Source organism: Streptomyces sp. NPDC042259 (assembly GCF_055582085.1).
Genome location: NZ_JBVJDW010000001.1, coordinates 759,355 through 772,472 on the forward strand (window position 1 = coordinate 759,355; position 13,118 = coordinate 772,472).

Sequence of the window (13,118 nt, forward strand, 5' to 3'; positions counted from 1 at the left end):
GTCAGCCCTTTCCCAACAGCAGCCGGGCCTCGCCGACCGTGATCACCGAGCCGGTCACCAGCACACCCGCGCCGGCGTACTCGGCCTCTTCCTCCGCAAGGGTGATCGCCGCTTCCAGAGCGTCGTCCAACCGGGGCTCGACCTGCACCCGGTCCGCGCCGAAGACCTCGACGGCCACGCCCGCCAGCTCGTCGGGGTCCATGGACCGCGGGGTGGAGTTCCGGGTCACCACGACCTCGTTGAAGATCGGCTCGAAGGCCTCCAGCAGACCCCGGACGTCCTTGTCGGCGCTGGCGCCGACCACGCCGACCAGCCGGCTGAATCCGAACGCCTCGGTGACCGCCTCGGCCGCGGCCCGCGCGCCCGCCGGGTTGTGCGCGGCGTCCAGCACGACGGTGGGGCTGCGGCGCACGACCTCCAGCCGGCCCGGCGAGGTGACCGAGGCGAAGGCCCTGCGGACGGTGTCGATGTCGAGGGTGCGGGCGTGCTGGGAGCCGATCCCGAAGAACGCCTCGACCGCGGCCAGGGCGACCGCGGCGTTGTGCGCCTGGTGTGCCCCGTACAGCGGAAGGAAGACCTCCGGGTATTCGCCGCCCAGCCCGCGCAGGGTCAGCAGCTGTCCGCCGACCGCCACCTCGCGGGCGGTGACGCCGAACTCCATGCCCTCGCGGGCGACCGTGGCGTCCGCCTCGACCGAGCGCTTGAGCAGCACCTGCGCCGCGTCGACCGGCTGCTGGGCCAGCACGACGGTGGCGTCGGTCTTGACGATCCCGGCCTTCTCGCCGGCGATCTCGCCGGGGGTCGTGCCGAGCCGGTCGGTGTGGTCGAGGGAGATGGGGGTGACCACGGCGACGCCGGCGTCGATGACGTTCGTCGCGTCCCAGGTGCCGCCCATGCCGACCTCGACGACCGCCACGTCCACGGGCGCGTCGGCGAAGGCCGCGTAGGCCATCGCGGTGAGCACCTCGAAGAAGGACAGCCGGTGTTCCTCGCGGTCGTCGACCATCTGGACGTACGGCTGGATATCGCGGTACGTCTCGATGAAGCGCTCGGCCGCGATCGGCGCGCCGTCGAGGCTGATCCGCTCGGTGACGGACTGCACATGCGGGCTGGTGTAGCGGCCGGTCCGCAGATCGAAGGCGCCCAGCAGGGCCTCGATCATGCGGGCGGTGCTGGTCTTGCCGTTGGTGCCGGTGATGTGGATCGAGGGGTAGGCGCGCTGCGGCTGCCCCAGGATGTCCATCAGGGCCTCGATGCGCGCCCGCGACGGGTCGAGCTTGGTCTCGCCCCAGCGTCCGGCCAGCTCGGCCTCCACCTCGCGGAGCTCCCGGTCCACCTCGGGGTCGGCCGGGCGGGCCGGTACGCCGTCGCCCTGCGGCTGCCCGCCCTGGGCGCGCAGGGTCCGGCTGCCCGCCTCGATCACGGCGAGGTCGGGGTCGCGGTCGGTCTCGGCATCGACGATCTCGGTGAACTGGTCGTTTCCGCCAGATTCACCGAATTCCGTGTCGCCATGGTCGTCGTTCAGGGGGCGCTCGCTCACGCCGACCAGTCTACGGAGCCGGGGCGGCGCGCGGGGCCGGGGACGGGCTGGCGCGGCAGGGGTCACACCCGCCGGGTGCGCCGGGCGCCGCCCGACTGGCCGCCACCGGGGGCCGGTTCACACCAAGCGGGGCCGGGATCGGTGACATACGGTTTTTCCGAAATCTCCGTTGACCGCGGTACCGGGGCACCGGCCCCCGCCCCGAGGAGAGCTGGGTGAGCGACATGGCGTCCGAGGACCGGGAGCGGCTCGCCGCCGTCCTGGGGGCCCTGCCCCCGGGTGCGCTGCTGCAGAGCCCGGACGACCGGGTGCTCGCCGTCAACCGGAAGTTCGTCCGCATGTTCGATCTGGCGGGCCGGGTCGACCTCTCCCCCGGCGCGCCCCTGCGGCCATTGCTGCCCCTCGTACGGGCCTTCTTCGCCCCGGACCACACCGGCCCCCGCACCCTCGACGGGATACCGGCCCACCGCCGCATCCACCGGGTGGCCGAGATCCCCCTCGACGACGGGCGCGTCATCCGCCGCGAGGTCGAACCGCTGCGCCACGAGGGCGCCTACCTCGGGGCCCTGTGGCTCTTCGACGACATCAGCGAGCGCAAACGGCACGAACGCGATCTCGAACGCGACAACCTCGCCCTCACCGAGCTGGCCCGGCAGCGCAACGCCTTCACCGCCGCCGCCTCCCACGAGCTGCGCACCCCGCTCTCCTCCATCAGCAGCTTCTGCGAGCTGCTCGCCGACCCGGCCTTCGGCGGGCTCACCGGGGACCAGCGCTCCTTCCTCGACGCCATCGGGCGCAACGCCGAGCGGATGCAGCGGGTGATCTCCGATCTGCTGCTCACCACCCGGATGCGGGCCGCCGGGCCGCGACTGGAGTTCGGCCCCGTCGAGGTGGACGGGATGCTGGAGGACGCCGTGCTGGACCGGATCGGCACGGGCCGGGAGCCGGGGGTGTTCACCGTGCTGGACTGCGCCCCCGGGCCCGTCCTGCACGGCGACCGGCACCGGCTGCGGCACGTCGTCGTCAATCTGCTGGAGAACGCCGCGAAGTTCACCCCGCCGGACGGCCGGATCACCGTCACCGCCGCCCCCCGGGACGACCACTGGGAGATCGAGGTCGCCGACACCGGCATCGGGATCCCCCGGAAGTACCGGGAGGAGATCTTCACCGGCTTCGTCCGGGCCCCCAACGCGCAGGACGGCGGCTACCCCGGCACCGGCCTGGGCCTCGCCATCAGCCGCACCGTCGTCGAACTGCACGGCGGCACGATCACGGCGGAGGGCCGGGAGGGCGAGGGGGCGGTGTTCCGGATCCGGCTGCCCGTCGCCGGCCCCGGCCCCCGCCCCGCGTCCGCCACCGGAGAGGCACCGGCATGACCCGCGTACTCGTCGTCGAGGACGACGCCGATCTCGCCCTCGCCCTGCGGACCCTCCTCGCCCGGGCCGGCCACGAGGTCATCCACGCCGACAACGGCCGCGACGGGCTGCGGCTGCTCTTCGCCGAGCGGCCGGCGCTGATGGTCCTGGATATCGGGCTGCCGCAGCTCAACGGCTGGGAGGTGCTGGAGCGCACCCGGGACCTGAGCGATCTGCCCGTCCTGCTGCTCACCGCGCGCGGCGCCGAGAGCGACCGGGTCCGGGGCCTGCGCGCGGGCGCCGACGACTACCTGCCCAAGCCCTTCGGCAACGACGAGCTGCTCGCCCGCGTCGAGGCCCTGCTGCGCCGCAGCGCACCCGCCCGCTGGGCCGGCGACTCCTTCGACGACGGCCTGCGGCTGGTGCCCGACCGGCGCTCGGCGGTCTGGCAGGGCCACGAGGCGCGGCTCAGCGACATCGAGTACCGGTTGCTCCAGGTGCTCGTCCGCAACCGGGGCCGGGTGATCACCACCGACCAGTTGCTCGACCGGGTGTGGGACGACCCGGAGGGCACGGGCCGGGAGCGGGTGAAGTTCGCGGTGCTGCGCCTGCGGCGGAAACTGCGCCAGGCGGCCGGGGACGAGGCGGCGGACCCGCTGGAGGCCGTCCGGGGGCTCGGCTACCGCTACCGCGCGAACGGGGAGGGCGAGACGCCGCCGGGGGCCGAAGGTCCCTGACCCCCGGGGGCCGAAGGTCCCCGGGCCGCGGGGGCCCGAAGTCACCACTTGGCGCGCCGGCCGCGGTCGCAACCGTCCGGCAACCGAAGGCCGTCCCGACCCGCAACCGACGCACCACAGGCTCTGGAGCTGTCATCGCCTGCCAGCCCCGGGAGTCCTCTCGTGTCCCTGCCCCCGCGCAGCATCGCCCTCGTCCTCGGCACCCGCCCCGAGCTGGTCAAGCTCACCGACCTCGTGCGCCTCCTCGGTCCCGCCGCGCACCTGGTGCACACCGGGCAGCACTACGACGAGGAGCTGTCGGGCCGCTTCCTGACCGAGCTGGGCCTGCCCGAGCCGACCTTCCTGACCGGCATCGGCGGGCGGCCCCGGGCCGTGCAGATCTCCGCGGCGCTCGCCCAGCTCGACGCCCTGTTCACCGAAGAGCCGCCGCTGGCCGTCGTCGTCCAGGGCGACACCAACGCCGCCCTGGCCGGGGCGCTCGCCGCCAACGCCCGCGGCATCCCCCTGCTGCACGTCGAGGCCGGGCTGCGCAGCCACGACCGGAACATGCCCGAGGAGCACAACCGCGTCCTCATCGACCGGATCGCGGACGTGCTGTGCGCGGCCACCGGGGAGAACCGCGCCAATCTGCTCGCCGAGAACATCGCCGACGAGCGGATCGCCGTCACCGGCAACACCGTCGTCGAGGCCGTGCGCAACCAGCTCCCCGACGCCGCCGAGCGGGCCGCGCTGCTGGCCCGCCACGGGCTGCGTGCCGACGGCTTCGTCCTGGCCACCGTGCACCGCCCGGAGAATACCGACTCCCCCGAGGCGCTGCGCGCGATCCTGACCGAGCTGGGCGCCCTCGCCGGTGACCTCCCGGTCGTCCTGCCGCTGCACCCGCGCACCCGGGCCCGGATCGCCGCCGCCGGGCTGGCGGAACTGCTGGCGCCGCTCTTCGTGACCGCGCCGCTGGGCTACGCCGAGTTCCTGGCGCTGGCCGCGCACGCCGCGCTGCTCGTCTCCGACTCGGGCGGCCTCCAGGAGGAGTGCACGGTCCTCGGCCGTCCGCTGGTGGTCGTCCGCCGCTCCACCGAGCGCCCGGAGGCGATGGGGGACTTCGCGGACCTGGTGGAGCCGGGGCCGGGCATCGGGCACGCCGCCCGCCGCCGCCTGGCGGAAGGCCCGGCGGGCCTGGCGCGCCTGGCGGCCCTGCCCAGCCCCTTCGGGGACGGGTCGGCTTCGGAGCGGATCGTCGCGCTGCTGACGGCCGTCGCCGCGCCGCGGCAGCTGGCCGCCGCGGCCTGACATCGCCCGAACCGGGGCTCCGCCCCGGGCCCCCCGACCGCGCTACGCGCGGTGTCAGCACCTCTCACGGAGCCGCTTCCGCATGTTCGACAACCCCCTGCTGCTCGTCTTCCCCTTCTTCCTCCTGCTCTGCTTCCTGCTGTACTGGGCCGGCGCCCGCCACGCCTACACCCGCCGGCCCGAAGCCCCCAGCGGTGACCCCGCGAGCCACGACTGGCACTTCTTCGTGCCGTGCCGTGACGAGGAAGCCGTCGTGGCCACGACCGTCGGCCGGATGCGGAGCGACTTCCCCGGCGCCCACGTCTGGGTCATCGACGACGACAGCGACGACCGGACCGGCGCCATCGTCGCGGAACTGGCCGAGACCGACCGCCGGGTCCACCTCGTGCGCCGGCACCGCCCCAACGCCCGTACCGGCAAGGGCGCGGCCCTCAACGCCGCCTACGACGAGCTGAACCAGTTCCTGGGCGAGGACGCCGACCGTGAGCGCGTCGTCGTGTGCGTCGTCGACGCCGACGGCCAGCTCGACCCGCACGCCCTGGCCCGGGTCAGCGGCCCGAGCGGCTTCGGCGACCCGGAGATCGGCGGCGTGCAGGTCAGCGTCCGGATGCGGAACACCGACGACCCGCGCCCGCTGCCCGACCGCGGCCGGGTCCGCAACGCCTTCGCCCGGCTGCTGGTGCGCATGCAGGACATGGAGTTCTCGGTGTCCAACGCCGGGATGCAGCTGCTGCGCGGCCGCACCGGCTCGGTCGGTCTCGGCGGCAACGGCCAGTTCACCCGGCTCTCGGCCCTGGACCGCATCGCCGCCGCCGAGCGCCGCCCGTGGCAGCGCGGTGCCCTGCTGGAGGACTACGAGCTGGGCCTGCACATGATCCTGAACGGCGACCGAATAGCCCACATAGCCGACACCTGGGTCTCCCAGGAGGGACTGCCGCACGGCCGCCGCTTCCTCACCCAGCGCACCCGCTGGGCCCAGGGCAACCTGCAATGCGTCCGCTACGCGCCGCGCATCGTCTCCTCGCGCCACTACAGCGGCAAGGGCGTCCTGGAGACGCTCTACACCTTCCTCCAGCCGGTCGCCCACCTGGTCACGCTGGCCCTGTGCGCGGTGATGTTCGTCCTCCTCGGCCTGTCCGTGGCCGACGAGGGCGCGGGCAGGACGCTCGACGGCATCCTGGCCCTGTGGCCGCTCGTCCTCACACTGGCCGTCGTCTCCGTGCTGCCGTTCGTGCTGTGGGGCCCGGTCTACCGCCGGGACCGCGCCCCGGGCCGCTCGGCGCTCGTCGCGCTGCTGTGGGGCCTGGCGCTGTGGCTGTACGCGTACCACCTGTTCCCGGCGTCCGCCCGGGGGTTCGTCCGGATGCTGCGGGGGCGCAACGGCTGGGCCAAGACGCGCCGCAACGCCGAGCAGGTCCTCTCCGGCCCGGTGGCCGTGGAGAGCTGACGGACCGTTCTGTGGGCCGTCACCGACAAACCATGAGCTGAGTCACACAGCCCGCGCACAGCACAACCTCCCGGCGCCCGTAGCCATCTGACGACCCGGGGAAACGAGCCCGGAAGCCGTTCCGGGCGGCGGACACGGGAGCGTCGTGCGGGTACCTGAAGTCAGCACAAGGATGCACCTGCTGCTGCTCACCGCGTGGACCGTCCTGTGGTTCGCGGTGGTGGAGCCGAACGGCGGATTCTCCTGGCACTACCTGCGCACCGGCGGCGAGCTGATCTACCAGGGCTCGTCCGGTGACGGCACCGGCGGGCTCAATCTCTACGCCCACCACCCCGAACTCCAGATGGGCCCGATCAGCTTCCTGGTGGCGGGGCTGTTCAACCCCTTCTCCGAGCACACGGGCCAGTTCCTGGCGGCGGCGTTCATGTCCGCGCTGGGCCTGGTGATCCTGGTCCTCGCCGGGCGCAGCGCCGCGACCCACTTCCTGGGCACCGGCACCAACCACCAGCGGCTGCGTCAGCGGGTCCTGGTCGCGGGGCTCGCCTTCATCCCCATGTGGATCGAGGTCTCGGTTCGCTTCGGGCACCTCGACGACGTGCTCGCGCTGTTCTTCACCGCGCTGGCCGTATGGTTCCTGACCCGCTGCAACCCCGCCGCCGTCGGTGCCTGTCTGGCCCTGGCCATGGACTCCAAGCCGACCGCGCTGACGTTCGTGCCGCTGATCCTCGCCCTGCCCAAGACGCTGTGGCTGCGCGCGGGGCTGTGGTGCGCGGGGCTGGTGGCGGTGGCCTGGCTGCCGTTCTTCCTCGTCGACCCGCACTCCTTCGCCGCCGCGAAGTTCACCATCCCCAACAACCCGGCGTCCGCGCTGCGCTGGCTGGGGGCGAACGACCCCCAGACGCCCGGCTGGGCCCGGCCCGCGCAGGCCGCGCTCGGGCTCACGCTCGGCGCGGTCGCGGTGTGGCGCGGACGCTGGGCGGGAGTGGTCCTGCTGGGCGCGAACGCCCGTATCCTCCTCGACCCCAGCGTCTACACCTACTACACGGCGTCCGTGCTGCTCGGCACCCTGCTGTGGGACGTGTGCGGGCAGCGGCGGCTGGTGCCGTGGTGGAGCTGGATCGCGCTGATCGTGCTCTACGGCAGCGTGTTCGCCGTGCCCGACGAATCGGCCAAGGGCCTGGTCCGGCTCGGTTTCGTGGCCGTGTCGACGGCGTATGTGCTGTGCTGGCCGATGCGCGACCGCCGGAGCCGGCACAGGCCCCTCGACCGGATGGACGAGGGGCCTGTGGAAGGGCCGTGGGGTCCCATGTGGGACCCGGACCGGACTAGGCCTTGGGCAGGCCCGCCAGCTGGGCGGTGAGCCGCTCGATGTCGGCCTCGGCCGTCTCCAGCCGCTTGCGGATCTTCGCCACGGCCACCTCGGCGGCCTTGGCGAGGAACGCCTCGTTGCCGAGCTTGGCCGTGGACTGCGCCTTCTCCTTCTCGGCGGCGGCCAGCGCCTTGGTCAGCCGCTTGCGCTCGGCCTCGACGTCGATGGTGCCGGAGAGGTCGAGCGCGACGGTCGCGCCGGCGACCGGCAGGGTCGCGGTGGCGTTAAAGCCGTCCTCGGCGGGCTGGAGCCGCAGCATCTGACGGATGGCGTCTTCGTGCGCGGTCAGCGCCGTACCGCTCAGGTCGAGCCGCGCCGGGACCCGCTGACCGGGCTGGAGACCCTGGTCGGAGCGGAACCGGCGGACCTCGGTGATCAGCTGCTGGAGGGCGGCGATCTCCTGCTCGGCGGCCTCGTCGCGGAAGCCGCCCGGGGCATCGGCCCCGGGAACGGACACGGCCTTCGGCCAGTCCGCGATGACGACGGACTCCTTGCCGGTGAGCGTCGTCCACAGCGTCTCCGTGACGAAGGGGACCACCGGGTGGAGCAGCTTGAGGGTGACGTCCAGGACCTCGCCCAGGACCCGCGCGGAGACCTCGGCCTGCTCGCCGCCCGCCATGAAGGTGGTCTTGGACAGCTCGACGTACCAGTCGAAGACCTCGTCCCACGCGAAGTGGAAGAGGGTGTCGGCCAGCTTCGCGAACTGGTAGTCGTCGTAGAACGCGTCGACCTCGGCGACCGTCGCGTTCAGGCGCGACATGATCCAGCGGTCGGTGGCCGACATCCGCTCGACGGACGGCAGGTCGCCCTCGACGGTCGCGCCGTTCATCATCGCGAAGCGGGTCGCGTTCCAGATCTTGTTCGCGAAGTTCCGCGAACCCTGGACCCAGTCCTCGCCGATCGGGACGTCCACGCCGGGGTTGGCACCACGGGCGAGGGTGAAGCGGACGGCGTCGGAGCCGTACTTGTCCATCCAGTCCAGCGGGTTGACGGCGTTGCCGAAGGACTTCGACATCTTCTTGCCGAACTGGTCGCGGACCATGCCGTGCAGGGCGATGGTGTGGAACGGCGGCTTGCCGTCCATCGCGTACGTCCCGAACATCATCATCCGGACGACCCAGAAGAAGAGGATGTCGTAGCCGGTGACCAGGACGGAGTTCGGGTAGAACTTCTCGACGCTCTCGGTCTTCTCGGGCCAGCCGAGGGTGGAGAACGGCCACAGGCCGGAGGAGAACCAGGTGTCCAGGACGTCGGTCTCCTGGTGCCAGCCCTCGCCCGTGGGCGCCTCGTCGTCCGGTCCAACGCAGACCATCTCGCCGTTCGGCCCGTACCAGACGGGGATGCGGTGGCCCCACCACAGCTGGCGCGAGATGCACCAGTCGTGGAGGTTGTCGACCCAGCCGAAGTAGCGGGACTCCATCTCCTTGGGGTGGATGGCGACGTCGCCGTCCCGGACCGCCTTGCTCGCGCTCTCGGCCAGCGGGCCGACCTTGACCCACCACTGCATGGACAGCCGCGGCTCGATGGTCGTCTTGCAGCGCGAGCAGTGCCCGACGGAGTGCTCGTACGGGCGCTTCTCGGCGACGATGCGGCCCTCGGCGCGCAGGGCCGCGACGATGGCGCTGCGGGCCTCCAGCCGGTCCAGGCCCTGGAAGGGGCCGTGGGTGGTGATGACCGCGTGGTCGTCGAGGACGGTGATCGACGGCAGGTCGTGGCGCCGGCCGATCTCGAAGTCGTTGGGGTCGTGGGCCGGGGTGACCTTGACGGCACCCGTACCGAACTCCGGGTCGACGTGCTCGTCGGCGACGACGGGGATCCGGCGGCCGGTGAGCGGCAGCTCGATCTCGGTGCCGATCAGGTGCTTGTACCGCTCGTCCTCGGGGTGGACGGCCACGGCGGTGTCGCCGAGCATGGTCTCGGCGCGGGTGGTGGCGACGACGATGGACGCGTCGCCCTCGCCGTAGCGGATCGAGACCAGCTCGCCCTCGTCGTTCTGGTACTCCACCTCGATGTCCGAGATGGCGGTCAGACAGCGCGGGCACCAGTTGATGATGCGCTCGGCGCGGTAGATCAGCTCGTCGTCGTAGAGCTTCTTGAAGATGGTCTGGACGGCCTTGGAGAGGCCCTCGTCCATGGTGAACCGCTCACGGCTCCAGGCGACACCGTCACCCAGGCGGCGCATCTGCCCGGAGATCTGGCCACCGGACTCGGCCTTCCACTGCCACACGCGCTCGACGAACGCCTCACGGCCGAGGTCGTGGCGGGACTTGCCCTCCTTGGCCAGCTCGCGCTCCACCACGTTCTGCGTGGCGATGCCGGCGTGGTCCATGCCGGGCTGCCACAGCACCTCGAAGCCCTGCATCCGCTTACGCCGGGTGAGGGCGTCGATCAGCGTGTGCTCGAAGGCGTGGCCCAGGTGGAGCGAGCCGGTGACGTTCGGCGGCGGGATGACGATGGTGTAGGGCTCTTTGTCGCTCGAGGCGTCGGCCTCGAAGTAACCGCGCTCTACCCAGCGCTCGTACAGCGGCCCCTCTACCTCGGCCGGCGCGTACTGGGTCGGCAGTTCGGGGTTGCTGTTCGTCGGCCCGCGGTCGGGGCTCTGCTGAGTGTTCTCGGTCACGAGGCGATTCTACGGGGCCGCGCCGCCCGCCCACGAACCCGTTTGACGCCCCGGGGCGGGGCGCCGGGCGCGCCGTCCGGAAGGATGTCGTGAACCGATCAGCCACAGCGGCATCCGTAGACACATCCGCAGACCCGGGGGACGACGATGACCCAGCACCAGCCAGGCCCGTACGGGCCGCCGCAGCAGCCCTGGCCATCGCAGCGAGAGCCGGGTCCGTACGGCCCGCCGGGGGGCGGCTGGGGGCCGGGCATGCCGCCCCCGTACCCGCCGCCGGTACCACCGCCGGTACCACCGCGGGGCGGCGGCAAGGGCAAGGCGGCAGCCCTCGCGGTCGGCGCGGTCGTCGTGGTCGGCGCGATCGTGGGCGGCATCGTCGTCCTGAAGGACGGCGGCCGGGAGAGACACCACCGGGCCGGCGGCGGGGCCTCCCCCACGGCTCCGGCGAGTGCCTCCCCCGGCACCGCCGCTCCGGCCGCGAAGCGCTACAAGCTCATATCGCCCGAGACGGTCGCGGGTGAGTACAAGAAGGACACCACCCAGCCCGCGAGCGGGTTCGGTACGAAAGAACTGGCCGAACTCCAGATCCTGGGGCTCACCAACCCCCAGGGCGCCTCGGGCGTGTACGTGTCCGGTACGGACAAACTCACCCAGAAGCAGCTGAGATTCACCGGCGCGTGGGGTGATGACGTACGCGACCCCGAAATGCTGGTGGACGGCTTGTTCATGAGCCTGACCAGAGCCACCGGGAACGAGAAGAACCCCGCCTCGAAGGCCGAGTTCGAGGGCAGCCCCCAGCGGATGACCCCGGAGGGGCTCGGGGACGCCGTGTTGAAGTGCCAGCTCACCAAGTGGGCCAACGAGGGTGTGCCCACGGTCTCCATGCCGCTGTGCATCTGGGCGGACAAGCACACGATCGGTACCGTGTTCGCCCTGGACATGACGGTGCTCGCCCGCGGTGAGGACCTCGGCCTGGAGGAGGCCGCCGCCCGAACGGTGAAGCTCCGTCAGGACGTACGCGTCGAGGCCGGCCCGTGACGGCGGACGGCAACTGTTCCGAAACCGTTGCGGCCCCGCGGTAAACCGTTGGTAAGTCATCGGGAAGGATGACGGGCATCTGACGCGAGAGTCCCCCCGCATTCGAAGAGAGTCACCATGAGCTACCCCCAGCCGGGCCCGTACGGCCAGCAGCCGCCCCAGCAGCCGGGCCCCTACGGTCAGGGCGGCGCCGCCGGGCAGCCCGGCTACGGCTACCCCCAGCAGCCCCCCGCGGCCCCGTACGGCCAGCAGCCCCCCTACGGCCAGCCCCAGGCCCCGTACGGCGCCCCCCACCAGCCGGGCCCCTACGGCCAGCAGCCGTACGGCCAGCCGGGCATGCCGGGCCAGTACGCGCCGCCGGTGCCGCCGCAGGGCGGCGGCAAGGGCAAGACGATCGGCATCGTGATCGGTGCGCTGGTCGTGGTGGGCGCCCTCGTGGGCGGCGCGGTGTTCTTCATGAACGGGAGCGGCAGCGGTGGCGCGGTGGCGCCGTACAAGTTGGTGCTGCCGGAGAAGTTGCTGGACGGAAAGTTCACCAAGAGTGGTACGACCGGTACCTCGACCGACAAGACCGAGAACATCGCCAACGACAAGGACGCCAAGGAGATGGGCATCTCCAACGGCACCGGCGTCAAGGCGGGCTACACCAGCGCGGAGAAGCAGTCCCTTTCGGTGATGGGCGCGTACGGCGATCTCGCCGATCCGCACAAGACCGTCGACGCCATGATCGCGAAGATGGAAGAGGGCTCGAAGAAGACCGAGAACAGCTCGGGAATGAAGGTCGAAACGGTCTCGCCCTGGAAGGAGTACTCCCCGGGCGGCTTCGACGGAGCGGTCATGAAGTGCGAGACCAAGAAGTCCACCTACTCGGTGGGCACCATCAGCGGCTCGGCCGAGGTGAGCGTCTGCATTTGGGGCGACTCGAGCGCCGTGGGCGTGGTGCGGCACTCGGTCCCGAAGAGCAGCTCCCCGTACGGGGCGAGCTCCTCCGCCACCGGCAACGTGATGTCCGCCCAGGAACTCTCCGAGGCCACGGTCAAGGTGCGTAACGAGTCCCGCCAGGAAATCAAGAAGTAGCCCGCTGAACCGGCGCCGGATCCTCGTCCCCGCCGCGGCCGTCGCACTCGGCGTCGCGGCGGCCGTCGTCGCTGCCGTCCTGCTGCTCGTCCGGAAGGACGACGGGGCGGTCACGCTCGTCACCCCGCCGGCCCTGGCCGGCGGGGCGTACCGGCTCGATGCCGGGACCGAGGAGCTGGAGAAGGAGGGACTCGGCGTCCAGGGCGGCCTGCCCAAGGGCGCCGTTTCCGTACTGGCCCGCTACCACCGGGTGGCCGACCACGCGGTGACGCTGTCGCTTTCGGGCGCGTACGGCGGTATCGGCGAACCGGACGCCGTCCTGGACGGCATGTTCAAGGGCTTCGAGAACGGCCCGGGCAAACCGTCCGTGAGGGGCGGGCGCCATGTCTTCACCCCGGACGGCCCCGACGGACCGGCCGTCACCTGCGAGATCGTGAAGATGTACGACCGCGCCTACGCCCCGGCCTGCGCGTGGGCAAAGGCGTCGGACGCGATGCTGGTCCTCGACTTCGATCCCGGCCGGCGCTCGGCGGACTCCGTGGACCTCGCGGCCTTCGCGAAAATCACCTCAGGCATCCACCGGGACGTACGCAAGCCCGCCTGATCGACGAAGGGGGCCGCCCGGCCTTGTCCAGGCCGGGCGGCCCC

General features: G+C 72.1%; 11 protein-coding genes. 8 read left to right on the top strand and 3 right to left on the bottom strand.

What is annotated here, in order from left to right; genetic code table 11:
• Position 1 precedes the first annotated feature (1 nt).
• Positions 2 to 1,540, bottom strand: coding sequence for a bifunctional tetrahydrofolate synthase/dihydrofolate synthase (folC, locus tag ACZ6MA_RS03485; protein WP_469430688.1), 1,539 nt, complete (start codon positions 1,538 to 1,540; stop codon positions 2 to 4).
• A 224-nt stretch (positions 1,541 to 1,764) separates the two neighbouring features.
• On the opposite strand from folC, the gene ACZ6MA_RS03490 reads away from it, so the two are divergent.
• The 5 genes from ACZ6MA_RS03490 (at position 1,765) to ACZ6MA_RS03510 (ending at position 7,726) form a co-directional block, all read left to right on the top strand.
• A complete protein-coding gene (locus tag ACZ6MA_RS03490; protein ID WP_469431189.1) occupies positions 1,765 to 2,916 on the top strand; it encodes a sensor histidine kinase in 1,152 nt (383 codons plus the stop codon).
• A complete protein-coding gene (locus ACZ6MA_RS03495) occupies positions 2,913 to 3,632 on the top strand; it encodes a response regulator transcription factor (protein WP_469430690.1) in 720 nt (239 codons plus the stop codon). The genes ACZ6MA_RS03490 and ACZ6MA_RS03495 overlap by 4 nt, the downstream gene beginning before the upstream one ends.
• A 162-nt stretch (positions 3,633 to 3,794) precedes the next feature.
• A complete protein-coding gene (gene wecB, locus ACZ6MA_RS03500; protein ID WP_469430691.1) occupies positions 3,795 to 4,919 on the top strand; it encodes a non-hydrolyzing UDP-N-acetylglucosamine 2-epimerase in 1,125 nt (374 codons plus the stop codon).
• A gap of 82 nt (positions 4,920 to 5,001) precedes the next feature.
• Positions 5,002 to 6,366, top strand: a complete 1,365-nt coding sequence (locus ACZ6MA_RS03505; protein WP_469430693.1) for a glycosyltransferase — start codon at positions 5,002 to 5,004, stop codon at positions 6,364 to 6,366.
• 172 nt (positions 6,367 to 6,538) lie between these two features.
• On the top strand, positions 6,539 to 7,726 hold the full coding sequence (locus ACZ6MA_RS03510) for a hypothetical protein (RefSeq protein ID WP_469430695.1): 1,188 nt from the start codon (positions 6,539 to 6,541) through the stop codon (positions 7,724 to 7,726).
• Here the strand turns inward: ACZ6MA_RS03510 and ACZ6MA_RS03515 are convergent.
• Positions 7,692 to 10,355 (bottom strand): valine--tRNA ligase, encoded by a 2,664-nt coding sequence (locus ACZ6MA_RS03515; RefSeq protein WP_469430697.1) that lies wholly within the window; start codon positions 10,353 to 10,355, stop codon positions 7,692 to 7,694. The genes ACZ6MA_RS03510 and ACZ6MA_RS03515 overlap by 35 nt on opposite strands.
• Before the next feature lie 252 nt (positions 10,356 to 10,607).
• On the opposite strand from ACZ6MA_RS03515, the gene ACZ6MA_RS03520 reads away from it, so the two are divergent.
• Positions 10,608 to 11,393, top strand: coding sequence for a hypothetical protein (locus ACZ6MA_RS03520; RefSeq protein WP_469430698.1), 786 nt, complete (start codon positions 10,608 to 10,610; stop codon positions 11,391 to 11,393).
• A 117-nt stretch (positions 11,394 to 11,510) separates the two neighbouring features.
• Positions 11,511 to 12,470, top strand: a complete 960-nt coding sequence (locus ACZ6MA_RS03525) for a hypothetical protein (protein ID WP_469430700.1) — start codon at positions 11,511 to 11,513, stop codon at positions 12,468 to 12,470.
• Here the strand turns inward: ACZ6MA_RS03525 and ACZ6MA_RS03530 are convergent.
• Complete coding sequence (locus tag ACZ6MA_RS03530) at positions 12,460 to 12,732, bottom strand: hypothetical protein (RefSeq protein ID WP_469430702.1); 273 nt, start codon at positions 12,730 to 12,732, stop codon at positions 12,460 to 12,462. The genes ACZ6MA_RS03525 and ACZ6MA_RS03530 overlap by 11 nt on opposite strands.
• A gap of 3 nt (positions 12,733 to 12,735) precedes the next feature.
• On the opposite strand from ACZ6MA_RS03530, the gene ACZ6MA_RS03535 reads away from it, so the two are divergent.
• Entirely contained in the window at positions 12,736 to 13,074 is a 339-nt protein-coding gene (locus ACZ6MA_RS03535; protein WP_469430704.1) for a hypothetical protein, read from the top strand.
• The last annotated feature ends 44 nt before the right edge of the window (positions 13,075 to 13,118 follow it).

What these genes read in the sequence shown, in the direction of transcription:
- ACZ6MA_RS03495 (WP_469430690.1), top strand. Translation starts at nt 2,913, where the DNA reads ATGACCCGCGTACTCGTCGTCGAGGACGACGCCGATCTCGCCCTCGCC.
- ACZ6MA_RS03510 (WP_469430695.1), top strand. Translation starts at nt 6,539, where the DNA reads ATGCACCTGCTGCTGCTCACCGCGTGGACCGTCCTGTGGTTCGCGGTG.
- ACZ6MA_RS03505 (WP_469430693.1), top strand. Translation starts at nt 5,002, where the DNA reads ATGTTCGACAACCCCCTGCTGCTCGTCTTCCCCTTCTTCCTCCTGCTC.
- ACZ6MA_RS03520 (WP_469430698.1), top strand. Translation starts at nt 10,608, where the DNA reads ATGCCGCCCCCGTACCCGCCGCCGGTACCACCGCCGGTACCACCGCGG.
- ACZ6MA_RS03525 (WP_469430700.1), top strand. Translation starts at nt 11,511, where the DNA reads ATGAGCTACCCCCAGCCGGGCCCGTACGGCCAGCAGCCGCCCCAGCAG.
- ACZ6MA_RS03490 (WP_469431189.1), top strand. Translation starts at nt 1,765, where the DNA reads ATGGCGTCCGAGGACCGGGAGCGGCTCGCCGCCGTCCTGGGGGCCCTG.